20 protein-coding genes are annotated in these 22092 nt (G+C 57.5%); 13 read left to right on the forward strand and 7 right to left on the reverse strand.

What is annotated here, in order from left to right:
• The first annotated feature begins 16 nt into the window (after positions 1–16).
• From bioB to ACIQJ2_RS24685, 5 genes are read left to right on the forward strand one after another with little or no spacing between them, the layout of a single operon-like run.
• Positions 17–1018: a biotin synthase BioB gene (gene bioB, locus ACIQJ2_RS24665; protein WP_400671661.1), complete on the forward strand. Its 1002-nt coding sequence runs from the start codon at positions 17–19 to the stop codon at positions 1016–1018.
• Complete coding sequence (locus ACIQJ2_RS24670) at positions 1015–2160, forward strand: 8-amino-7-oxononanoate synthase (RefSeq protein WP_400671659.1); 1146 nt, start codon at positions 1015–1017, stop codon at positions 2158–2160. Before bioB ends, ACIQJ2_RS24670 begins: the two co-directional genes overlap by 4 nt.
• Positions 2157–2798, forward strand: coding sequence for a dethiobiotin synthase (gene bioD, locus ACIQJ2_RS24675; protein ID WP_400671657.1), 642 nt, complete (start codon positions 2157–2159; stop codon positions 2796–2798). Before ACIQJ2_RS24670 ends, bioD begins: the two co-directional genes overlap by 4 nt.
• Positions 2795–4075: an adenosylmethionine--8-amino-7-oxononanoate transaminase gene (locus ACIQJ2_RS24680; RefSeq protein WP_400671654.1), complete on the forward strand. Its 1281-nt coding sequence runs from the start codon at positions 2795–2797 to the stop codon at positions 4073–4075. The genes bioD and ACIQJ2_RS24680 overlap by 4 nt, the downstream gene beginning before the upstream one ends.
• On the forward strand, positions 4072–5058 hold the full coding sequence (locus ACIQJ2_RS24685) for a beta-ketoacyl-ACP synthase III (RefSeq protein ID WP_400671652.1): 987 nt from the start codon (positions 4072–4074) through the stop codon (positions 5056–5058). Before ACIQJ2_RS24680 ends, ACIQJ2_RS24685 begins: the two co-directional genes overlap by 4 nt.
• 31 nt (positions 5059–5089) lie before the next feature.
• On the opposite strand, the gene ACIQJ2_RS24690 is transcribed toward ACIQJ2_RS24685, so the two are convergent.
• The 3 genes from ACIQJ2_RS24690 to ACIQJ2_RS24700 form a co-directional block, all read right to left on the reverse strand.
• A complete protein-coding gene (locus tag ACIQJ2_RS24690) occupies positions 5090–5242 on the reverse strand; it encodes a hypothetical protein (protein ID WP_400671650.1) in 153 nt (50 codons plus the stop codon).
• A gap of 123 nt (positions 5243–5365) precedes the next feature.
• Positions 5366–5788, reverse strand: a complete 423-nt coding sequence (gene arr, locus ACIQJ2_RS24695; RefSeq protein ID WP_199147019.1) for an NAD(+)--rifampin ADP-ribosyltransferase — start codon at positions 5786–5788, stop codon at positions 5366–5368.
• A 656-nt stretch (positions 5789–6444) separates the two neighbouring features.
• Positions 6445–7851, reverse strand: a complete 1407-nt coding sequence (locus ACIQJ2_RS24700; protein ID WP_400671776.1) for an RtcB family protein — start codon at positions 7849–7851, stop codon at positions 6445–6447.
• Positions 7852–8151: 300 nt separating this feature from the next.
• Here ACIQJ2_RS24700 and rtcR point away from each other — a divergent pair, with 300 nt between their 5' ends.
• Positions 8152–9756 carry an RNA repair transcriptional activator RtcR gene (rtcR, locus tag ACIQJ2_RS24705; protein WP_400671646.1) on the forward strand — a complete coding sequence of 535 codons (1605 nt, stop codon included), beginning with the start codon at positions 8152–8154 and terminating at the stop codon, positions 9754–9756.
• A 198-nt stretch (positions 9757–9954) separates the two neighbouring features.
• On the opposite strand, the gene ACIQJ2_RS24710 is transcribed toward rtcR, so the two are convergent.
• Both ACIQJ2_RS24710 and ACIQJ2_RS24715 read right to left on the reverse strand, forming a co-directional pair.
• Positions 9955–10941: a GlxA family transcriptional regulator gene (locus ACIQJ2_RS24710; protein WP_199147023.1), complete on the reverse strand. Its 987-nt coding sequence runs from the start codon at positions 10939–10941 to the stop codon at positions 9955–9957.
• A 221-nt stretch (positions 10942–11162) separates the two neighbouring features.
• A complete protein-coding gene (locus tag ACIQJ2_RS24715; protein WP_199147087.1) occupies positions 11163–12098 on the reverse strand; it encodes a LysR substrate-binding domain-containing protein in 936 nt (311 codons plus the stop codon).
• Positions 12099–12189: 91 nt separating this feature from the next.
• Here ACIQJ2_RS24715 and ACIQJ2_RS24720 point away from each other — a divergent pair, with 91 nt between their 5' ends.
• Positions 12190–13083, forward strand: a complete 894-nt coding sequence (locus ACIQJ2_RS24720) for an MBL fold metallo-hydrolase (RefSeq protein ID WP_400671643.1) — start codon at positions 12190–12192, stop codon at positions 13081–13083.
• A complete protein-coding gene (locus ACIQJ2_RS24725; protein ID WP_400671640.1) occupies positions 13076–14083 on the forward strand; it encodes an alpha/beta hydrolase in 1008 nt (335 codons plus the stop codon). The genes ACIQJ2_RS24720 and ACIQJ2_RS24725 overlap by 8 nt, the downstream gene beginning before the upstream one ends.
• 670 nt (positions 14084–14753) lie before the next feature.
• Here ACIQJ2_RS24725 and ACIQJ2_RS24730 read toward each other — a convergent pair.
• Positions 14754–15428: a GntR family transcriptional regulator gene (locus ACIQJ2_RS24730; protein WP_400671638.1), complete on the reverse strand. Its 675-nt coding sequence runs from the start codon at positions 15426–15428 to the stop codon at positions 14754–14756.
• Positions 15429–15579: 151 nt separating this feature from the next.
• Between ACIQJ2_RS24730 and ACIQJ2_RS24735 the strand changes: the two genes are divergently transcribed.
• From ACIQJ2_RS24735 to ACIQJ2_RS24750, 4 genes are all read left to right on the forward strand, one after another.
• On the forward strand, positions 15580–16497 hold the full coding sequence (locus ACIQJ2_RS24735) for a substrate-binding periplasmic protein (RefSeq protein ID WP_400671636.1): 918 nt from the start codon (positions 15580–15582) through the stop codon (positions 16495–16497).
• 16 nt (positions 16498–16513) lie between these two features.
• Positions 16514–17257, forward strand: a complete 744-nt coding sequence (locus ACIQJ2_RS24740) for an amino acid ABC transporter permease (protein WP_400671634.1) — start codon at positions 16514–16516, stop codon at positions 17255–17257.
• Between the two features lie 3 nt (positions 17258–17260).
• Positions 17261–18052, forward strand: coding sequence for an amino acid ABC transporter ATP-binding protein (locus ACIQJ2_RS24745; protein ID WP_400671632.1), 792 nt, complete (start codon positions 17261–17263; stop codon positions 18050–18052).
• A 103-nt stretch (positions 18053–18155) separates the two neighbouring features.
• Positions 18156–19352, forward strand: a complete 1197-nt coding sequence (locus ACIQJ2_RS24750) for an NAD(P)/FAD-dependent oxidoreductase (protein WP_400671630.1) — start codon at positions 18156–18158, stop codon at positions 19350–19352.
• Between the two features lie 466 nt (positions 19353–19818).
• On the opposite strand, the gene ACIQJ2_RS24755 is transcribed toward ACIQJ2_RS24750, so the two are convergent.
• Positions 19819–20469 (reverse strand): GntR family transcriptional regulator, encoded by a 651-nt coding sequence (locus ACIQJ2_RS24755; protein WP_199147036.1) that lies wholly within the window; start codon positions 20467–20469, stop codon positions 19819–19821.
• A 166-nt stretch (positions 20470–20635) separates the two neighbouring features.
• Here ACIQJ2_RS24755 and ACIQJ2_RS24760 point away from each other — a divergent pair, with 166 nt between their 5' ends.
• Positions 20636–22060 (forward strand): M20 family metallopeptidase, encoded by a 1425-nt coding sequence (locus ACIQJ2_RS24760; RefSeq protein WP_400671628.1) that lies wholly within the window; start codon positions 20636–20638, stop codon positions 22058–22060.
• Positions 22061–22092: the final 32 nt, after the last annotated feature.

The raw sequence follows: 22092 nt of genomic DNA on the forward strand, positions 1-22092 counted from the left end.
TGATCGAGCCTGGAGAATGCAAATGTTGGAAGCTGCACTAGGGGAAGACTTGAATGGTTCGAGCGCCCGCAAGGCCTGGACGCTGCAATCGGCGCGCCTGCTTTATGATTTGCCGTTCAATGATCTGTTGTTCAAATCGCACAGCGCACACCGGGCGAATTTCGATCCGAACAGCATTCAGCTCAGCAAGCTGCTCAATATCAAGACCGGCGGCTGTCCAGAGGATTGTGGCTACTGCAGTCAGTCGGCGCACCACGCGTCGGGCTTAAAGGCCTCAAAGCTCATGGGGCTTGAGGATGTTATGATCGAAGCCCGAAAGGCGAAGGAGGGTGGCGCTAGTCGCTACTGTATGGGCGCGGCGTGGCGCAGTCCCAAGCCTCGAGACGAGGCAGCGATCGTCGCAATGGTGCAGGGCGTCAAGTCCCTGGGCCTGGAGACCTGCATGACGCTCGGAATGTTGTCGGCGCAACAAGCCGGGACCTTTGCGGCGGCGGGCCTCGACTACTACAACCACAATATCGATACGTCTCAGCGCTTTTATCCCGAGATTACCTCAACGCGCAGCTTTGACGACCGTCTGAAGACGCTTGAACATGTCCGCGACGCTGGCATCAAAGTCTGTAGCGGCGGGATTTTGGGTCTGGGCGAAGCCGTTGATGACCGGATCGACATGCTGGTAACGCTTGCCAATTTACCGGTGCCACCCGAAAGCGTCCCTATCAATATGCTGATCCAGGTACCCGGCACCAGACTGGTGGAGGCGTCGCCGGTCGATCCAATCGCCTTTATTCGGATCATTGCACTTGCTCGCCTGATGATGCCGCAATCGTCCGTGCGTCTGACGGCTGGCCGCACCGCTATGAGCGACGAAATGCAGGCACTTTGCTTTTTTGCCGGCGCCAACTCGATCTTTATCGGTGACACATTGCTGACAGCACCAAATCCCGGCGACGATCGCGACACGGACCTGCTCCAGCGGCTGGGTCTCTCCACGGCTGAAACGGGAAACGCCCGATGATCTCCCAGAATCTCGCCCGATACGACACCAAGCTGGCGCAGTTGCAGAGGAAGGGGCGTCTGCGGGCACTCAACCGAGAGGCAGGCCTTGACTTCACGTCAAACGATTACCTTGGCCTCGCCAGCTCTTCCCGCATGCGAAATGCCCTGCTCTCGGCGATCGACGCCGGTGTACCGGTTGGTGCGGGAGGATCGCGTCTGCTGCGGGGTAATCACGCCGAGCACGAGCTACTTGAGGAAGAGGCCGCTTGCTTTTTCCGCGCACGGCGGATGCTTTACTTCGGCAGCGGATACACAGCAAACCTTGCTGTGCTTTCGACACTGCCGCAGCGGGGAGACCTCGTCATACATGACGCACTCGTGCATGCGAGCGCGCTTGAGGGAATGAAAGCTGGTCGGGCCCAGGTGGTTTCGGTGCCGCACAACGATGTGCATGCGATCGACAGCGCAATCCGTGACTGGCGCCGTGGTGGGGGGAACGGCGCTCCCTGGATTGTCGTCGAAAGCCTGTACTCGATGGATGGCGACCGCAGTTCGCTATCCGACTTGATGGAGATCGCCGACAGAAACGACGGATTCCTCTACATCGATGAGGCCCACGCAACTGGCGTTCACGGCCCTGACGGAATTGGATATGCCGCCGAGCTTGAGGGCCGCGACAACGTGGTCGTTCTGCACACCTGTGGCAAAGCCCTCGGTGCGGCCGGCGCGCTTGTCGGCGCAAGTCGCATGATTTGCGATTATCTCGTTAATCGTGCTCGCCCCTTCATCTATTCCACGGCGCCATCGCCATTGCAGGCTGCCAGTGTTCGCCAAGCATTGGCCATTCTGTCAGAGGAGCCGGAGCGACGCGCCAAGCTCCTCGAGCTCGTCTCCTTTGCCAACAGGAGGTTTGCCGAGCGCTTCGGCAGATCCGGCAGTGGCACGCAGATTCTGCCGGTTATTGTAGGCAGCAGTGAGCGGGCCGCGCGTATCGCCGAGCGAATGCAATTTGCCGGATACGATATAAGAGCCATCCGGCCCCCCACGGTTGCCATAGGGACTTCGCGGCTGCGCATCACCGTCACGTTGAATGTCGACGCGCCAACGATCGAACGGATGATCGACCGGCTCGCCGAAGTTATTGAGGAGGAAGGTGTATGAGCAGGTGCCTCATTATCACGGGTACGGACACCGGGATCGGCAAGACTGTGTTTGCGGCCGCCCTCACCGATGCTCTCCGTGCCTGTTATTGGAAGCCCATCCAATCAGGATTGGAAGAGGAGACGGATTCCGAAGTCGCAACTCGCCTTGGGAGAATCCCAACGCACCGGCTCTTAGCAGAGGCATGGCGACTGCAAACCCCCGTTTCGCCCCACCTTGCGGCCCAATTGGACGGAGTTGCGATAGATCCGGAGGCACTAGTGCTTCCACATACAGACGAGCCGGTTGTAGTCGAGGGTGCCGGCGGATTGCTCGTGCCGTTGAACAACCGGACGACTTTCGCTGACGTGTTTGCGCGTTGGCGCCAACCTGTCATCCTGTGCGCAAGGACCGAGCTCGGGACTATCAATCACACGCTGCTGTCGTTAGAGGCGATGCGGCGGCGGCAGGTTCCGGTTTTTGGCGTCGTCTACATCGGCGAGGACCGTCCCGACACCCGGCAGATCATTGGGGAAATGGGCGATGTCGCAGACCTCGGCTGCCTGCCTCATCTGGACCCGCTGACCCCTGATGCTCTTCGCCGGGCATTCGCCGACCATTTCGACATCGCAATGTTTCGGAAGGCCATCCTGATATGATGTCTCCAGCGACAACATCACCCGTCTGGCATCCTTTTACCCAGCATCAGATCGAGCCGATTTTCAAGAAAATCGTCCAGACGGATGGAGCGTATCTCATCGATGAGGACGGTCGTTCCATTCTCGACGCGATATCTTCCTGGTGGGTGATTACCCATCAGCATCGCCATCCGCTCATTTCGGAGGCGATCCGGGGAGCGCTCGACCGGTTCGACCAGGTCATTTTTGCCGAGTACACGCACGAGCCGGCAGAGGAATTGGCGAAAGGCCTGATCCGGCTGGCTCCGCCCGGACTGACGCATGTGTTCTATTCCGACAGCGGATCTACCGCGGTGGAGGTCGGCCTGAAGATGGCGCTGGGCTTCTTCCATAATCGCGGCTCGGAGCGGTCGCGGATCGTGGTCATGGAAGGCGGCTATCATGGTGATACGATCGGCACCATGTCGGCCGGTGCGCGCGGCGTCTTTAATACGGCCTATGCGCCGCTGCTCTTTGATGTCGACACGATCCCGTTTCCCGGCCCCGGACGAGAGCAGGAGACAATCGATGTGCTCGAGCATTTCTGCCGTGACGACAATGTTGCCGCCCTTCTGATCGAGCCACTCGTTCTTGGCGCCGGCGGCATGAAGATGTATGCGCCGCGGCTGCTGCAGGAATTCCGGCGAATAACCGAGCGGCATGGAACTCTGCTAATTGCCGATGAGGTGATGACGGGTTGGGGTCGAACCGGGACGCTTTTTGCATGCGAACAAGCCAAGCTGACACCAGACATCCTTTGCACCTCCAAAGGGATCACCGGGGGTGCATTGCCGCTAGCCGCCACCCTGTGCAAGCCCGAGATATTCGAGGCGCATCTCTCGCAGGATCGCAGCCGGATGTTTTACCATTCCAGTTCCTATACCGCCAATCCCATCGCTTGCGCCGCAGGGCTGGCCAATCTCGCCGCCTGGGGTGCGGAGCCGATGGACGAGCGGATCTATGGGCTCGCCGGAATGCAGAGCGACAGGTTGGCTAAATTCCGAGACGATTCTCGCTTTGTCGATGTCAGGCAACAGGGCACGATCACCGCACTCGATCTTGCTGTCACGACGACGGGCTATCTCTCCGAGGTCGGGCCGCTGTTGAGGGCGTTCTTTCGCGAACGAGGCGTCCTTATCCGGCCGCTCGGAAATGTCATTTATCTGATGCCGCCTTATTGTGTAACCGCGGGTGATCTCGATGGGGCTTATGAGGCGATCGATGAGGCGGCGGACGTCATCGGGAGGACTTGGCGATGACGGTCTCCAGCCGGATGGCGGGCTTTGGCCACTATGTGCCCGAACACCGTGTCGATAATGCTGAAATCGAAGGGCGCCTTGGTCTCGAACCCGGTTGGATCGAAAAAAGGACAGGGATCCGAGCGCGACGTTGGGCGGCGCAGGATCAAACGTTAACCGACCTTGCCTCGAAAGCAGGAGCGATGGCGCTCGACAACGCCGGCGTGGATCGTCGCAGCGTCGGGTTGACGCTCCTTGCGACCTCGACTCCCGATCATCTGCTGCCGCCTTCCGCCCCGTTATTGGCCCTGAAACTCGGCCTGCCGGCGTCAGGAGCGATCGACCTGGCAGGCGCTTGCTCCGGCTTTGTCTACGCGCTCGTGCTTGCCGACGGTTTCGTCAGAACACACGGCAAGCCTGTGCTCGTCGTTGCAGCCAACATCCTAAGCCGGCGTATAAATATTGAGGAACGAGCCAGTTCAGTGGTCTTTTCCGACGCCGCCGGCGCTGTCTTGCTTGTGCCTTCTCTCAAGCCGCAGGATGGGATCTTGGGTGCTGAGTTGGTTTCCAACGGAAAATTCTACGATCAGATTTCAATTCCAGCGGGCGGTAGCGCGCATCCGTTTCATCCCAATATGGATACGCGTGAACTGCAGATGACAATGCGAGACGGCAAGACGGTGTTTACCGAGGCCGTACGCATGATGACGCAGGCTGCGAACAAGGCTATTCAGTGCGCCGGACTTGCAATCTCTGACGTTCACCGCTTCGTCCCGCATCAGGCGAATATGAGGATCGTCGATGCGGTGAGTGATCAGCTTGGACTACCCCCTGCAATTACGGTTCGAACAATCGAAGAGTTCGGGAATTCCTCGGCGGCGACGATTCCCCTGTCTCTGTCGCTTGCCAATTTGGAGAGGCCCTTCATGCCCGGCGAGCGCCTGCTGCTCGCGGCCGCGGGGGCCGGAATGACTGGAGGAGCGGTGGTTTTCGGCAACGCTTAATGTCAGAGCGCATGAGAATAGCTGCAGTATTTTAACCCACTCGTTTTCGCGGCGGCGTGGAGACACGTGGCCCCATGATCAGGTCGAAAGCCTGCGCCAGAAGCGCTGCGCTCTCATCGGGCTCGGGATCGATGAGAGCATGCGAGCCGATCATCCAGCGCATCAACTGAAAGCCCGCGCTCACCGCCTGTCTCCCAACGCGGGCGTTCCATAACTCATCTGGAGAGGTCTGATCGAGGCGGAAGGGAGACCGTCTCCTCTTAGTGATTTGATCGTGTGATGAGCAAAGGATGCGTGTCGCCTCGCATCAGTTGATGATTTCGCCTCGTTCTTCTGAGCGCAGTGTGGTCAGTCGCTCTCTCCACATCTGCAGCGCTTCAGGTGTCAATCTGGTCCAATGCGTGATTTCGCCGATAATCTTGAGCGGTGCGCTGCTGCGATACGACCGGGTGGGGTTGCCGGGAAATTTCTTGTCGGTCACGTTCGGGTCGTTTTCGAATGCCCCGGTCGGCTCTACGAGGTAAACACGGGGGACTGCGTCACCTTCGGTGAGTTCAGCCGCGATTTCAGCGGCAAGCCCGGCACCGTCCGCAATGCTGGTGAAGTAGATGTGGTTCATCACCACTTCGGGACGATAGTTCGACCGGTATCCTGCGGTCAGGAAGTCACCCACGCGCAAATCCGCGATTGTGCCATGAAAGAAAGGTCCGTCGTCCAGCAATTCGGCCATCGTGATTGTCCTCATCTCGAGAGTCTGTTTGTCGTCAGTTAGATAAGCGGTGCCACGTCCGCGATGGGTTGGGAGTAGGTTTTCACGAACATGTTGAGACATGTCCGCGTTTGGCGCAGAGCGGTCTCCCGTTGGAATTGGCTATCCGCTCAAAAACGGTCAATCCCCCCTGACAAATTAAGGATGTGCTCTCGGTGGGCACTGCGGTGCTGATTGAGATAATCTTTCAAGCTGCATGGCGTCCGGAACGTATGGAGGATAAAGATGGGACTGAGACGCGGTGGCTTTTTTGGATATGCGCTAATTGGCCTTGCGGAAAGACTGACTGCGGCGTTGTCTGGGCCACTGTCAAGCTCGCCAAGTTGAATCGAATTTGGCGTTCGCCGAGTTCTTTGGGGAATGCGACCTACCGACCTGAAGCCCAATAACCATTCGGGGTCGTTGTGTCGGCTCGCGAAACTCAGAAGACCATCGTGGCAAATGCCCTTGAATTGCGTGCGGGAGTGGACCGGCCCCCGCACGCGTTCACACATTATGCGATATTTTAAAGTGACCGAGACAGCGAACGCAGTTGAAGACAAACACGCCGTGTCGCGGTGGCCGCAGGTATGATGGGCTCGAGAGAAGGCAAGAGATTCGCTTACCTTCCCTCGGGTTTACCGACGTTTTTTGCGCCAAGGCGCATTCTTCTGCCAGTCGCCCGCCATGATGCTTCCGTAGGGGATCACCTCATCGACCACTTCGGCAAGGCCGTAATGTTCGATCTGCGCGCGCACGTTGGCGGCGCTCTTGTAGGCACTCGGTAGCTCCGACACATCGGCGAAGCCGGAGAAGAAGCGAACATCGAGACTGCTTGTCTCCTCCTCCAGAATTGCCGCGATGTTGTTCGGGCTGAGCCCACGCGAATCTGCCCCATATTCCGCCGACAACTGCCGCATATGCGCACTACGCGATATGTTGCGGCCGGCGCCATGTGGCGAGAAACCAAGCCCGTGAGCGGCGTTCGTTCCGCGAACGATCAGCACCGGTTCCGCCATGTTGAGCGGAATGATGGTGAGACCAGTCGCGTCGTGTGCCCAGTTGTCGAACGCAGGGGTCGCGCCCTTTCCATGATAGAACAGCCCGTCCGACTTCCGGAAAACGAAGTTATGTTCGTTCCAGAAGCGATCGGAGACCTTGGCCGAAAGCTTTTCCGCCGCCATGTCGTGAAGGACATAGTGGTTTTCCTTCGTCCACTGACGGATCGTCTGCAGCGCCGACCAATAGAGGTCGCCCTCCTCGGTATCAGCCGGAATCCAGGCATTCTCGCGATGGGTCTCCGGTGAGATCTGCTCGCGGAACCGATTGGCGACCTTCATGCCCTTGTCGTAGAGCCTCGCACCCGGAGCTCGTGATCCATGATGCGTGACAAGCGCCGTTTCGCCGGTCGACTTCATCGTTCCGACATAGGCGAAATGATTTCCGTCGCCCTGGGTCGCGAAGTGTTCGATGCTAGCACTCAACGCTCCGTCGCGCAGATAGGGGTTCTGTTCAAAAGCCGATAGTGTCGCTTCGGACGGCTTGAACTGTCCGCCGCGCGGGCGGCCGCCCGGACCGAAATGCGTCACGGCATGCACTGCGTCCAGCAGCGTTTTCGGATCGACGCCCGGAAAAATCGAGATCGCCATCGAGCAGCAGATATCGGCCGAATGCATGCCGGGATGAATCGCTTCGGAGGCGACCACACCGCCGACGGGGATTGTGCCGATCGGACCAGCAGGGCAAGCGTCCGGCATGATGGCCGCGGAACGGACAACCGGGGTGCGCACCAAAGCTCGCATCGTCGCGTTGACCTTTTCGATGTTGTCCTGCTCAAAGGTGTTTTCGGCGCGGATGTTCGAATAGATCTCAATATCGTTGTCGGCCCTGAGGGCGAGTGTCGGCCCAGGCTGGAAGGTCTTTGCCGCCTCCAGCGCATCCGTCATCGAACCGCCCCTGCCCAGTATCTCATTGGCAGCGTCAAGGGCTGGCCGAAACCATTTTCCCTGGCTCATGCCGGCATCGATCAAATCCTGTCCGCTCATTACCGTTGTCATTGTCTTTCCTGCGTCTGCAGTCCTTCTGTTGAGTTGCTTCCTTTCACACCGCTTGGGCGACAAACTTGCAGGGACCGCGATAGTTGCTCTCTGCCGGTTCGTGCCTGATACATTTCAAGTGGCGTGCCAGTTTGATCGAGCGAGCGTGAGGTAAGCGAATAAATCTCTTATCCATCTGTTTTAATTGCGAAAATATTTCAGTTGAATGCATTGAGGTCTGTGGTTGCAAAATTTAGCCTCTGGAGATTATTATTATTTCATATAGGACTTTATAAAATTGGATAGGTCATGAAGCGACGGGTTGCCATCAGCATATTGGGAACAACCCTCGATGCGGGGAAATGGGACAATCGCTGGAGTCGTTGGCGTCCCACCGTCGCGCTTTGCCAACAACCGAGCCTCTTTGTCGATCGGCTGGAGTTGATCCACGACGATCACGCGCAGTCCCTCAGCCATCGGATCACGAGTGACATAGGAACAGTGTCTCCGGCGACGGAGGTGCGTAGCAATATCATTAACTTCCGCGATCCCTGGGATTTTTCAGAGGTCTACACAAATCTCAGAGACTTTGCGCGCAGCTATAGCTTTGACCCGGACACGGAAGACTATCTCGTCAACATAACGACCGGTACCCATGTGGCGCAGATCTGCTGGTTCCTGCTGACCGAGGCCCGCATTATCCCTGGCCGCCTGTTGCAGCTGTCACCGCCGCGCGATCGAGAGGTTGAGCAGGATTTTGTCGGCACGTACCGGATTATCGACCTGGATCTTTCCCGATACGATGAGATTGCCAAGCGCTTCGCCTCCGAGCGCGAAGATGCGGCTTCCTTCCTTAAATCAGGCATATCGACCCGCAATTTCGCGTTCAACAAAATGATCGACGAGATCGAGAGAGTGGTGATCCGGTCCACTGCGCCCGTGCTCCTGACTGGTCCAACTGGCGCCGGCAAGTCACAGCTTGCCCGCCGGATATACGAATTGAAGAAAAACCAGCGGAAAATCAGTGGGCCTTTCGTCGAGGTCAATTGCGCAACATTACGTGGCGACCAAGCGATGTCCGCGCTGTTCGGCCATGTGAAGGGCGCCTTCACCGGCGCTGCCGGCGAGCGAGCTGGCCTACTCAAGTCTGCCGACAAGGGCGTGTTGTTCCTTGATGAGATTGGCGAACTCGGCCTCGATGAGCAGGCCATGTGCCTTCGTGCAATCGAGGAGAAGAGATTTTTGCCAGTAGGGGCCGACCGCGAAGCGTCCGCAGACTTTCAATTGCTCGCCGGAACAAACCGAGATCTAGGCGAGGATGTTCGCAAGGGACGGTTCCGCGAGGATCTCTATGCCCGGCTCAATCTCTGGACTTTCCGGCTACCGGCTCTTCGAGAGCGCAGGGAGGACATAGAGCCCAATCTCGATTTCGAACTCAGGCACTATCTGGAGAGGGAAGGTGAAAACATAACCTTCAACAAGGAAGCTCGTGAACGCTACCTGACGTTTGCCACCGGTCCACAGGCTGTCTGGAGCGCTAATTTTCGGGATCTGTCCGCCTCAGTGACACGCATGGCGACACTCGCGCCCCACGGACGCATCACGACAGAGGTCGTTGATGATGAAGTCCAGCGCCTGAACGCCTTTTGGCGCCGCGCGACCGATGATGATGGAACCGGTACGATTATTGAAGACCTGTTGGGTGCAGAAGCGGCCGCCCGCCTTGATCGTTTCGATATGGTGCAGCTTGCGTCAGTGCTTCGCACCTGCCGCGAGCATGCGACGGCCAGCTCTGCGGGCAGAGCCTTGTTTGCGATTTCACGCCAGGAAAAGAAAAGCAGCAATGACGCGGATCGTTTGACGAAATATCTCGCCCGCTTCGGCATTCGATTTGAGGACGTCAAACAACGATGAGGTGGCAGACTCTGCTTCGATCCAAAACGTCGACAGACGAGTTTCATCGCTCGGTCTAAAACGTGTCATTCTCAAAGCCATAGCGGGCTTGTGGGTTGATTGAGATGCCGGGCCGGCTGCGCCTATACCTTCGAGGCCGACAACGGTCACCTCGCCATAATTTCAACTGTTTAGCGAGATGGGTTTCCGGCGGGTGCCCTAGGCATGCGCGCGACGCAACTCAGTCGGCGACTGACCGTAAAGCCGGCGGAACAGTCGCGCAAAATGGGAAGCGCTGTCAAAGCCCACCTCCAATGCGATTTCGATGAGCGGCGCCTTCGTTTGCAGGACCATCTGCCGGGCGCGTTCCATGCGAATGCGTTTGTAGACAATTCCGGGAGACGTTTTCATTTCCTCCATGAACAAGCGTTCGAGCTGTCGCCGCGACAACCCGACGGATGCGGCAAGGTTTTCCGTCGGCACGACATCTTCGGTATGTCTTTCCATCGTTATCAACACGGCTTTGAGGCGCGGATCCTGGCATTGGATGTCAAGCGGCTTGCGTGGCTGTATGTCCAGTCCGGATCGTGCCCGCTCGATCTGCAGCACTTCCAAAGCGTTCCGCTCCGCGTCCCTGCTGATGTGTCGCCGGACCAGAAAAGCAGCCATGTCAGCCGCCGTGCTACCGCCGGCGCAGGAGCCGCGGTTCCGATCAAGGTTGAACAGGCGGTCCGAGCGAACCGGATGGCCTGGGAACTGCTCCCGATATGCCTGATAGTGCAGCCAGCTGACGCAGGTTTGGTGCGATTTCATAAGCCCCAATCGGGCCAGAATAAATGTGCCGGTACAGAGCCCGATCAGCGGCACCTTTTGCGCTGCGGCTTTCTTCAGATAGTCTGAAGTTTGGTCGTCGATGGTGACATCGGAGTTCAGGAGCCCGCCAACCACGACGATGTAATGGAATTCGTGCGGATCGATAAAATCCGAAGTCGGCGCGACCTGCACACCGCAGCTCGAGGTAATGAGATGCCGGGTGCTGCCCAATACCTGCCAGTCGGCCAGAATCCGGCCGGATTTGTCGGCCTCGTCGCTTGCCAATCTCAGCGTATCGACGAACAGCGCGAAGGCAGAAAGAGTAAATGATCGCGCAAGGACGAACCCGACTTTCAGGGGACTATGTCTAGTTTCATCTTTGACGGATTTCATAAAACGCCTCGCCCGGCCAAGCTCTTCTATTTTATCTGGAAACCATAAGCCAAGGGATCGCGATCGTCGACGAAGATTGTGTTGTGCCCGCTGATCCGTGCCCGGCCCCAACGCTCTGGGCGACACGTTCCTTGAGGCCGTTGCTGCAAACCTTGACGGCAGCTGCCTTGAAACATTGCCTCCTGCCTGATGCTTGCGGGTAGGGAGGCAATGAGACAAGATCAGCTGTAGGCAGAAACCAACCGTGTCACCTCAGATCGCATCCATCGATTGGCGGGATCATTATCGCGCGCGACGGACCAAACCATTGATATTGGGCTCACCGTTAAATCCAGAGGAGCATCTGCCGTTGCCAGGCCAAACAGGCCTGCGTATCGCTTGATGATCCTCGTCGGCAGGGTCGCGATTAAAGGTGCCTCCAGGACAGCGGTCAGCACAGTCAAAAACTCCGGCGCGGCCACAGATACATCGAGCCGGACATTTATGCGCTTCAGTGCATCGTCAATGCAGCCTTCGATGGCATCCTTTTGCGAAACCAGCGCGTGCTTCAACCCAATATAGGTGTCGCGATCCAATTTCCTGGGAAGGTGAAGAAGGTTCGGGTTGTAGCAACACATCAGTGACTGCTCAAATAAAACGCTCCGTCGATGCCTGTTGTTGCCGTCGTCGTAGCAGCCGACGCCAAGATCAATGACGTTATCGTCGAGAAGCTTGTGAACCAGCTGCGGATCGGCTGAGCGGGCAAGCACCCTGATACCGGGGGCCGTCTCGTTTAACATGGCGGCAAGACGTGGCACGAGCAGCACTTCCAGCTCACTGGAAAAGCCGATGCGGAAGATTTGCTCTGCTCGATCGGGTTCAAAGGTCGTGGGAGTTACGATTGCCTGCTGCGTGCGGCTAAGTATTTGCTCTACGGCATCGGCAAAATTGAGTGCCCGATGGGTCGGTTGCATGACCTGACCGACGCGAACGAATAGCTCATCCTGGAGCAACGTCCGCAAAGTCGCGAGATTGTGGCTCATGGCAGGCTGCTGGATCTTCAGCCGAACGGCAGCCTTTGTCACGCTGCGCTCCTTCATGAGCGCATCGAAGGCGACAAGCAGGTTTAGGTCGAAAGACCATAAATTGAAATGATCGATGGAGGCAATTTCATTCATCGATTTGATCGTTACATGAAACACGCCTATTGTCCATAGCCGTCGGACAGCGCTGCCCGCGGCTTCAGTTCAATTCAATAGGGGACGTTCCATGAGCGATCTTGGGAAAGAGTATCATATTGCCGGCGCGACGGTTAGGAAGGTGCAGGAGCAATACCTGCATCATGTTCCACCTTCCTTCCTGTATCCAACTGCCAAATCCGAAGAGATCAAGGCGCTGGAGCCAGCTCTGGCATTGGTCGATATGGACGAGGACCGAGATACCCTCGTCGTGAGCATCCATACCTGGCTCGTCAGGACGCCGGACCATGTCATCCTCATCGACACGGGCTCCGGTAACGATAAGGAACGGCCCAGCAATCCGATATTCCACCATCAGGCCATTCCATTTCTGGACAGGCTGCGTGATGCGGGCATTGAGCCGGAGGAGGTCGACTTCGTTGTCAACACGCATCTGCACGTCGATCACTCCGGCTGGAATACTGTGCTGCGAGATGGAAAATGGCTCCCCACATTCAAGAATGCTCGTTACATCTTTCCGCGCGCCGAGCAGAAATACTACTCGTCGGTGGCCAGCCACAACGACGCCAATATGCACAGCCTCGGCGTCTACGAGGACAGTGTGCGGCCGGTGATCGAGGCTGGGCTTGCCGATTTCATCGACTGCACGGGCGGTCCTTTTCTGGATCGATTTACCTTCCTGCCAACCCCCGGGCACAGCGTCGGTCACATGTCCGTTTTACTGGAATTGGACAATGAAGCGGCGATATTCGGCGGGGATGTCATGAACCATCCAGTCCAGGTGGGTCGTCCCGACCTCAACACCGTCTTTTGCGAGTTTCCGGACCAAGCCGTTCAGTCCAGGCGCCGCGTCCTTGAATTCGCGGTCAACAATCGCGCGACGTACTTCTCCACTCATTTCCCCGGCTCGTCTGCGGGTTACGTCACCCGTGAAGGCGAAAAATTCAGGTGGACCTATGCCTAGAAACAAGCTCACATCTCGAGAATTCGACACAAACGAGATCCTGTTCGAAGAGCACCACATCGAGAGCGACACTGCTGGCATCAAGCTCTATGTCCGCAACAAGAGGCGGAAAGGCCATAAGGTCTTTCTTGCCGAAAAGACGATCGTGATGGTGCATGGGGCAACCTTCTCATCCGGAAGTCTTTATGACGTGCCTTTCAACGGGATGTCCTTCCTCGATTTCCTCGCCTATCAAGGTTTCGATGTCTTTGCGGTCGACGTTCGTGGCTATGGAAGATCCAGTCGTCCGGCGGAAATGCTGGTAGAGCCCGATCTTAATCCTCCCCATGTTGCCACCGACACCGGCGTCAGGGACTTTGCAACCGCCGTCGATTTCGTTCTGCGTTTTCGCGACCTCAAGGCTGTCAACATTTTCGCGATGTCGTGGGGCGGTACGGTCGCAGGGGCATATGCCGCATCGAATGGTGACAAGGTCGTAAAGCTCGCGCTTCTCGCGCCGCAATGGCTGAGCGACGTGCCCATTCCCATCGACCAGGGTGGCCCCTTGGATTCATATCGGCTGGTTCCTGTCCACGCAGCTCTCAATCGTTGGCTGGGTACTGCACCTGAATACGCCCGCGAACGTCTTGTTCCTGAAGGTTGGTTCGATCTCTGGGCACAATACACCCTTGCCGAAGAGACATCTAAGGTCGATCGGCAGCTAGGAAAGCTCCGTGCCACCAACGGGCCTATTCAGGATATTCGCACCTATTGGCGAGCCCAGAATCCCTACTATCAGCCAGGCGACATCCGCTGCCCGGTGTTGCTGCTGCACGGGGAATGGGACATTGATGTTCCGCTCGATTTGGCTCAGTCCTATTTCAGGCGGCTTACCGGCGCCGCTTACCGGCGATGGGTTGAAATCGGAGAGGCGACGCATCTGGCCCTGATGGAAAGCAACCGCATGCAGGTCTATTCCGAGATTGCCAGTTTCTTCGCAGAATCCTTCGAACCGGAATAAGATCTCAACAAAAAGGGCTCGGGATCAGATTCCCGGGCCTGCTGCCTCGCCAGCCTGGCCGCGCAGTTCTACTTAGCTGTTACGGTCGACGGAGTTGTCACGTTGTCTAGCGACGAGTAGTCTTTGGCGCAGGCAATCTGCTATCGACTGGCTGCGCCGGTGACTGCGTTCAGGTGCGCCATTGCACGAATGCAATGAATGTGGGGCACGGATCGTGTGTGACTTGGGGTGACTAAGAGACTTCGAGGCGCAGCAAGGATCGGGATGAACCGCTGCAAGCTGCCGGATGCTCGGAAACCCTGTGTCGAAGGTTCTTCTTTTAGCAGGGGCATATGAGCATTTTCCACTCTGTTGTTGAGACCCTTGTGAGAACGGTGCTCGACAGAGCCGGATCAGCCCTTGGTATTCACGACCCCTTTCAGCCCAACTCTTTCATGCGGCAAGCCAGACCGTTGAGGTGACATGCCCTTTCCGCGCCGAACGTCAATGCTGCGCTCGCTGACTTGGAGCGATCGGGGATTGTCGAGGAGGTGATAGGTCGCCGGCGTGGCCCGCTTTCAGCTACCGCAGATATCTCGCAATCCCAAGCGAAGGCACTGATCCCCTGCTACGTGACTATATGACCCGTCGCCCGTTCGAATCCCATCAAGTGCGCTATGGGTGGGGATTATCAAATAATCTTGCGCACCTCGGTTTCGAAGGTGAGGACGTGATCCATTGCGATCTGCTCAGCGGTTGCGGCGTCTCCGCTGCATACGGCCTCCAGCATCAGTATTTGTTGCCGCAGTACATCTTCCAGACGTGGCACGAGTACCGGAAACTGCTTCATCGACACATACAATATTCTCAGCGATAGATTGTGATAGTGCTCGAGAGTGTCGCGAAGATAGGGGTTTTTGGCAACCTGATAGATGAAGCGATGGACACGGCGGTCCAGCGCCAGGATTTCATTGAGCTCCATTGGCCCCGTCGTTTCCTTGAGCTCTTTTATGAGCTCTAATGCTTTTGCCCGCTCGAATTCACGGAGACGTTCCGTCGCCAAGCGGGTTGCCCAGGACTCTATTCGTGCGCGTGCCTCGTAGACGGCGGTGAGATCGCTGAGATCCACCTTGCTGACAAATGTTCCGCGCCTTGTACTGACGACGACGAAGCCGTCCCACTGGAGGCGAAGCAAGGCCTCCCTGACCGGAGTGCGGCCCACACCCAGGCGATCCATGAGATCAGTTTCTTTCAGCAAGGTTCCCGGCGCCAGTTCGGTCGTGATGATGTCTTCCCGCAAGCGCACATAAGTGCGTTCCGCAAGCGTCGATTCAGGTGCCACATAGTCCGTTTCGGCTGCGAGCATTCTCAAGACTTCCTTCGTTTCATGTGCTTTTTGCGCCGAGTCGCTCTCGTTCGCAAACCGGCAAAAATGAATCTTCTTGACATCGCATCATCTGGATATATGGTCAATATATTACCGATATATCACCAATATATAAGAGGAGGAGCTTAAGATGGTGAAATCTTGGTCAATGGGCAAATCGATGCTTTTGGGGATTGGCGTCATCGGCTTCGGCTTTGCCGCAACCATCCCGTCGGCGACAGCCAGCGCACAGGATCTCGAACTCCTGAAATCCGGAACTTTGTCCGTGACGATCCAGCCGTATATGCCCTATACCGCGGTCAAGGATGGCAAGCTTGTAGGCCTCGACAGCGACATACTGGCAGCGATTGCCGACAAGCTCGGCCTCAAGGTCGAATTCAGCGTCACTGATTTCAACGGAATGCTCGGGTCGGTTCAAGCCCAGCGGGCGGATATCACGATCGGTGGGATCGCCTGGTCCGAGTCCCGTCAAAAAGTCGGGCTGTTTACGGATCCCCCATACTATTCGCCGCCGGCCATGGCCGTGGGTGAGGATGCAAAATTCCCTGACGTCGCAAGTCTTGAAGGAAAGAACCTCGGTACCGTTACCGGTTATGTCTGGGCGAAATCGATTGCCCAGGTCCCGAACGCCAAGCCGCATTCCTACCCTGCGGCCGACAGCGTGTTCTCTGACCTTGCGTCCGGGCGGCTGGATGTCGGGTTTCTTGATCCGTTGCTGATCACGTACCAGCAGCAGCAGCGACCCGATATGAAAGTTCGCATCGAATATCTGACTCCGCCAACGGCAGAGCAGGTCGCCGCCCATCCCGACTATAAATACTTCCAAGCCTACATGACCGGCTTTTATCTGCCGAAACAATCGCTAAAGCTGGAGAAGGCGATCTCCGACCAGATCGACGCAATGTACAAGGATGGTTCTCTGGCATCCCTGATCACCAAATGGGGCGGTGACCCGAAGCAGTTCCTTGTCCCTTCACCGGAGATGGCGGCGCAGCGTCGTGGTATCGACCGCCCAGCGGATTGGGCGCCACCGTCGATCCAGAACTAAGAACGGGCGCAAGGAGATGAGCTCGTTTTCAGTCTTGACCGGCCTGTTTCAGGTTCCCTGGAGCGATTATGTCAGCAACATAGGTGAGGGTTTGTTCAGAACCCTCGGCTATACGATCGCCAGCTTCGTCGGCGCCGCGATACTCGGGCTTGCGATTGCCTTGATGCGGCTCAATCGGCTCCGGATCTTGCGCATACTGGCAGCGTTCTACACCGAGATTTTCAAGAATGTGCCGCTGTTGGCGATCATCTTTCTGACCTATTTCGGCTTGCCGGCGGTCGGGGTGAGATTCGAGGTTTTCGAGGCGGGTGTGCTTAGCCTGATCCTGTTCTATGCGGCGTATCTGTCCGAGATCTTCCGTGCCGCGATATCGGGTGTTCATCGCGGTCAGCAGGAAGGCGCCGAGGCTCTGGGGCTTAGCCGGACGAAGACGTTTACCCATGTCGTCCTGCCGCAAGCAGTACGTCTCGCGCTCCCTGGAACGAACACGATGTTCGTGGACCTGATCAAGTCGACGTCTCTCCTGGTCACCATCTCCGCTGCGGAACTCATGACCCAGGCGCAGTTGATAGCCTCAGAGACCTTTCGTTCGCTCGAGGTCTATCTGGTCATATCGGCAGTCTATTTTGCGATTTGCTATCCGGTATCCCAGTGTTTGTTGGTCTTGGAACGCAAGATCCATGCGGGCGTGCCGCTCACCGTTGCGAGACGGCGGCGGCTGAGGATGGCAAAGAGCTTCCTGGCTCAGGGGAGGACATAGTTCATGGCGTCACTAGAGATGCAGGCTCCGAAGTCGTCTATCGCGCGGCCTGCCGTTCAAATCGCCGGACTTCGAAAATCGTTTGACGGTCGGCTTGTTCTCGACGGAATTGACCTTGCTGTCTCAAGAGGAGAGATCGTCAGCATCATCGGCCAGAGCGGCGGCGGCAAAACCACCCTCATGCGCTGCATCAACCTTCTTGAGCGCCCCGAATACGGCACCATTTCCATCGGTGAGGAAACGATATTTGATGACGGCAAGCTGGTCTGCCGCGAACTTGCAAAGCTGCGTCAGCGTGTTGGCATGGTGTTCCAGCGCTTCAATCTCTTCCCGCATCTGACCGCGGTGGAGAATGTGGTTTTGGCGCAGATGCATGCAGCTGCGGTCGGCGAGCGCGAAGCGGTCGAGCGGGCCGTTCGGCTGTTGACGCGGGTCGGGCTTGCCAAACGGGCCATGGCCTACCCCGAACAGATGTCCGGCGGCGAGCAGCAACGTGTTGCGATAGCTCGTGCTCTCGCGCTGGGCCCGACGGTATTGTTGTTCGACGAACCCACCTCTGCACTGGACCCGGAATCAACCGGAGAGGTTCTCCGCGTCATGTCGGAGCTCGCATCCGATGGCATGACGATGATCATCGTCACACACGAACTTCCATTCGCCAAGGACGTGTCGGACCGGGTCATCTTCGTTGATGGCGGTCATATCATCGAGCAAGGGTCACCCGCCGAAGTACTTGAGCGGCCGAAAGAGGCTCGAACAGCCGCCTATGTCGGCCGATATGCGTCTCCGGCCTAATGCATATCCAATCCGAATTGCGGCGAAAGCCAAACGCGGTGACCTGCCAAGGGTTGCCGTTGCCTGATGGTCGCCGCCTCGACAAAAGGTCCACGCAGATCAGATGACTAGAATGCAAACAGAAATCGCGATCATAGGCGGCGGGGTCATTGGGCTGACGACGGCTCTGAGACTGCGGGCCGAAGGTCGCGAGGTTATCGTGATCGAGCCCAACGATCCGGGTTCGGGCGCCTCCTACGGGAATGCGGGCACGATTGCGGATTATGCGATCATCCCGGTCGGTACGCCGGCAGTCCTCAAGAATATCGCCTCGCTGCTGTTCAATGCCGACAGCCCGCTGGCAATCCGCAAGGCTGCGATGCCTGCCATGTTCCCGTGGCTCATGCGATTTACCTATGAGGCGATGCCACATCGCTATCGCGACAATGCCCGTAAAATCGCCGCGCTCTTGTCGGACGCCGCAACGGAATGGGTTGATCTCGCCGCGGAAATCGGTGCATCGGACCTCCTGAGCGCCAAGGGATGCCTATATCTCTACCAGACACCCAAGGCGTTCAAGGCAGCGGCGGCCGATGTCGAGCTTCGACGGCACTATGGGATCGCTCAGCAGCTGTTGTCGCCGGATGAGGTCGCAAGCCTCGAGCCGCGGTTGCCGCCCGTCGAGGGAGGGGGCCTCTTTTTTCCGAACGCCATCAACTTCACGGATCCGGGTGAGGTCATGCAGATATTGGCTGCTTCGGCGAAAAAGGCGGGCGTCATATTTATAAAGGCGATGGCGACGGGCGTTGCTAGGGAAGGCGACGGCGTGCGCATCTCCGCCCCGCCCCATATTATCGCAGCAAAGACGGCTGTCGTGGCGGCAGGCGCTCATTCCGGCAAATTCGCGGCCGAGATAGGCGACCCCGTTCGGCTTGATACGGAACGTGGCTATCACCTCGAATTCGACATGAGCGATCTGCCGATTGAAAGGCCGGTCTGTCCGACGAACCACGGCTTCTATTTTTGTCCGATGAAAGGGCGGTTGCGCATTGCCGGCACCGTTGAACTCGGCGGCCTTACCGCTCCCGTCAATCCGCGCCGGCTGGAGGTTCTTCTGGCCAATGCACGCCGCATTTTCCCGGATCTGGGTGCGCCAAGCCGCACTTGGCTCGGATTTCGTCCGTCAATGCCGGATTCGGTGCCCGTGATACGTCCATCCAAAGCCGGGAAAAGTATCGTCTACGCGTTCGGGCACGGTCATATCGGGCTGACGCTGGCACCGCGCACAGCCCGGATGGTCAGCGCGATCCTCGCCGCTTGAAAATCGGCATGGCGTCGTTTTCGGCTTCGCCCGAAGGACCAAAAGCGAGGTTTTGCAATTTGGACCGAGGGCAGCCAAATCATGCAGACAAGGTGGATGTCCGTTGCCAAGGACGTTCAAACGGATAGCGTTCACAAATGGCAGGGACAACGGTTCCGGCTCTTTCCCGAGCACCGTCAACTTATGGTGGGGAACCAAGCCTACATGATAGTTGAGCGAATAAAGCTTTCCATGCGGCTTCAAAACGCCCGGCGTCCATAAGGTCAAGGTCGACATGGAACAGGTCCTGGCGCTCAATTTTCTCAACACGGATGTCGTGCAGACTCGGGCATGATCGATGGCGATCTCTACTATTTCGAAACCGCGATGAGCGGGCCGAGTTCCGATGCAGCATATCTCGAACCGCTGCGGTTAAGGCTCATATCCGGTCGAGTTTCGCGGCACGGTGAGGCTGGTCACTTCGCGTTCATCGCTGTCCGAGACGGGCGGTCTGGCGTATATGCGCCTCAATCAGCCGCCTCAATTCGGCAGTGTCGCCGGCTTCCAACGCATCAATCATCAGATGGTGTTCACGCGCCGACTGCTCGACCCTTGCTCTCGTTCGCCATTGGGAAACAGGGGCTGACGACGTCCTTTGCCGAATTTCAGAGATAAGATCGACCAGTTCCTGGTTGCCTGCTAAAAGCAAAAGCTCCTTGTGGAAGGCGAGATTGGCCTCGTAGTGCTCCAACACAGTTCCGTTCTGCGTCATGTCGTCAAAATGTCGGGCAAGCCCGCGCAAGGTTTCGATGCTGTCCGGCTTTGCGTTCGCAACCATCTGATCGGCGATGGCCGTCTCCAGAATGACGCGAATATCGCTGATCTCCTGAGCTCGCCGACCATCGGGCTGATAGACATGGTAACCACGATTGGGCACGTGCTCGACAAGGCGCTTTTGAGACAGGCGGTCGAGTGCGCGTCTCACCTCCGGTCTCGTGCAGTCGTACCGACGCTCCAGATCGATCTGCTTCAGCCACGTGCCCGCAGGCAGCATACCGGTCAAGATGTCCTGGAGAACGAGATCCGTTACGTCCCGCTCCACAGCGGGCGCAACTGTTTCATTGTGAATGTCACTCATGAATATTCCTGTTCCATCTGATCGGCGACCAATGTCCTGCAACGCCGATTCTCATCGAAGCAGGATATGGCGACAAAAATATTCACTGCTGGTCGTTGCGCAATTCTTTTTTGTAACATAAATTGGCGCCAATTTTGGATACTATGTGGATCGTTAGGAGAAGGTTGTGAAAAATTCGGACGCGGTTTGGTCGATCGTAGATGCGAAAACACCAGCATTCATTGAGCTCAGCGATCGCGTATGGGATGCTCCGGAAACGAACTACGAAGAATTCACCTCCTGCGCCGAACACGCTCGTCTGCTTGAAGCTGAGGGCTTTCGTGTCACGCGCCATGTTGCGGGATTGCCAACCGCCGTCATGGGCGAGGCGGGTGATGCAGGCCCCGTGATCGCCATTCTAGGGGAATTCGACGCGCTACCGGGATTGAGCCAGGAAGCAGGGATCGCCAGCCAACGCGCGCTCGTCGACGGCGGCAACGGACATGGCTGCGGCCATAACCTGTTGGGCGCTGGCTCCATGTTGGCCGCAGCGGCGGTCAAGGACTTTCTGATGCAGAACGGGTTGAAGGGCCGGGTGCGCTACTACGGCTGCCCCGCGGAGGAAGGCGGCTCGTCGAAGGGTTTCATGGTCAGAGCCGGGACTTTTGACGATGTCGATATCGCCATCTCCTGGCATCCCGCCGCGTTCACAGGGGTCAACAATCCGATATCGCTCGCCTGTAACGAGATCAACTTTCACTTCAATGGCCGCGCATCGCATGCCTCTGCAACCCCGCATCTCGGCCGAAGCGCGCTTGATGCTGTCGAACTGATGAATGTTGGCGTGAACTACATGCGTGAGCATATGCCGTCGAGCGCGCGTGTTCATTACGCCATCACCAACGCGGGTGGTGGCGCTCCCAATGTCGTGCAGGCCAAGGCGACTGTTCGATATCTCATTCGCGCCCGCAATTTGCCCGAGCTTCTCGATCTCGTCGAACGGGTCAAAAAGATCGCTGATGGCGCGGCGCTCATGACGGAGACGACTGTGCGCCACGAGGTCGTCAGCGGTGATGCCAATCTGGTCGGCAATGCTGCGTTGGAGGAGCGATTGCAATCCCATTTGGAGCGCCTTGGGCCAACCCTTTTCGACGGCAAGGACAAAGAGGTCGCGAGAGAATTCCAGGCAACCCTTTCTCAAGACGACATCTCCGCATCCTATGCTCGCTTCGGGTTGAAACCTCGCAAGGACAGGTCGCTCTGCGATCTCATCTATCCCCTTTATTCCGGCGATGGCAGCATTGTCGGCTCGACGGATGTCGGAACCGTGAGTTGGGTCGTGCCGACGGTGCAGATGCGCGGTGCCACCTACGCGATCGGCACGCCCGGACACTCCTGGCAGCTCGTTGCGCAAGGCAAGCTTCCCGCTGCACATAAGGGTATGGCTCACGCCGCCAAGGCCATGGCCAGTCTTGCCGTCGATCTGCTGTGCGATCCCGATCTCGTCGCTGCAGCCAAGCAAGAGCTCAGGGAAAGACTCGACTCCACACCCTTCGTCAATCCGATCCCGAACGATGTGGATCCGCCGCTACCGGAGAAGCACGATGTCTGAGCAACCAAGTCGCCTGGCCAACTTGTTCGACC

The sequence above is a fragment of the Rhizobium sp. NPDC092011 genome (assembly GCF_044756305.1).
GTDB lineage: Bacteria > Pseudomonadota > Alphaproteobacteria > Rhizobiales > Rhizobiaceae > Rhizobium.

Excerpts from the sequence above, each read along its gene's own strand:
- ACIQJ2_RS24740 (WP_400671634.1), top strand. The coding sequence starts at position 16,514 with ATGAGCTCGTTTTCAGTCTTGACCGGCCTGTTTCAGGTTCCCTGGAGC.
- ACIQJ2_RS24700 (WP_400671776.1), bottom strand. The coding sequence starts at position 7,851 with ATGAGCGGACAGGATTTGATCGATGCCGGCATGAGCCAGGGAAAATGG.
- ACIQJ2_RS24670 (WP_400671659.1), top strand. The coding sequence starts at position 1,015 with ATGATCTCCCAGAATCTCGCCCGATACGACACCAAGCTGGCGCAGTTG.
- bioD (WP_400671657.1), top strand. The coding sequence starts at position 2,157 with ATGAGCAGGTGCCTCATTATCACGGGTACGGACACCGGGATCGGCAAG.
- bioB (WP_400671661.1), top strand. The coding sequence starts at position 17 with ATGCAAATGTTGGAAGCTGCACTAGGGGAAGACTTGAATGGTTCGAGC.
- ACIQJ2_RS24745 (WP_400671632.1), top strand. The coding sequence starts at position 17,261 with ATGGCGTCACTAGAGATGCAGGCTCCGAAGTCGTCTATCGCGCGGCCT.
- arr (WP_199147019.1), bottom strand. The coding sequence starts at position 5,788 with ATGGCCGAATTGCTGGACGACGGACCTTTCTTTCATGGCACAATCGCG.
- rtcR (WP_400671646.1), top strand. The coding sequence starts at position 8,152 with ATGAAGCGACGGGTTGCCATCAGCATATTGGGAACAACCCTCGATGCG.
- ACIQJ2_RS24735 (WP_400671636.1), top strand. The coding sequence starts at position 15,580 with ATGGTGAAATCTTGGTCAATGGGCAAATCGATGCTTTTGGGGATTGGC.
- ACIQJ2_RS24680 (WP_400671654.1), top strand. The coding sequence starts at position 2,795 with ATGATGTCTCCAGCGACAACATCACCCGTCTGGCATCCTTTTACCCAG.
- ACIQJ2_RS24715 (WP_199147087.1), bottom strand. The coding sequence starts at position 12,098 with ATGAATGAAATTGCCTCCATCGATCATTTCAATTTATGGTCTTTCGAC.
- ACIQJ2_RS24710 (WP_199147023.1), bottom strand. The coding sequence starts at position 10,941 with ATGAAATCCGTCAAAGATGAAACTAGACATAGTCCCCTGAAAGTCGGG.
- ACIQJ2_RS24755 (WP_199147036.1), bottom strand. The coding sequence starts at position 20,469 with ATGAGTGACATTCACAATGAAACAGTTGCGCCCGCTGTGGAGCGGGAC.
- ACIQJ2_RS24720 (WP_400671643.1), top strand. The coding sequence starts at position 12,190 with ATGAGCGATCTTGGGAAAGAGTATCATATTGCCGGCGCGACGGTTAGG.
- ACIQJ2_RS24685 (WP_400671652.1), top strand. The coding sequence starts at position 4,072 with ATGACGGTCTCCAGCCGGATGGCGGGCTTTGGCCACTATGTGCCCGAA.
- ACIQJ2_RS24730 (WP_400671638.1), bottom strand. The coding sequence starts at position 15,428 with ATGCTCGCAGCCGAAACGGACTATGTGGCACCTGAATCGACGCTTGCG.
- ACIQJ2_RS24725 (WP_400671640.1), top strand. The coding sequence starts at position 13,076 with ATGCCTAGAAACAAGCTCACATCTCGAGAATTCGACACAAACGAGATC.
- ACIQJ2_RS24750 (WP_400671630.1), top strand. The coding sequence starts at position 18,156 with ATGACTAGAATGCAAACAGAAATCGCGATCATAGGCGGCGGGGTCATT.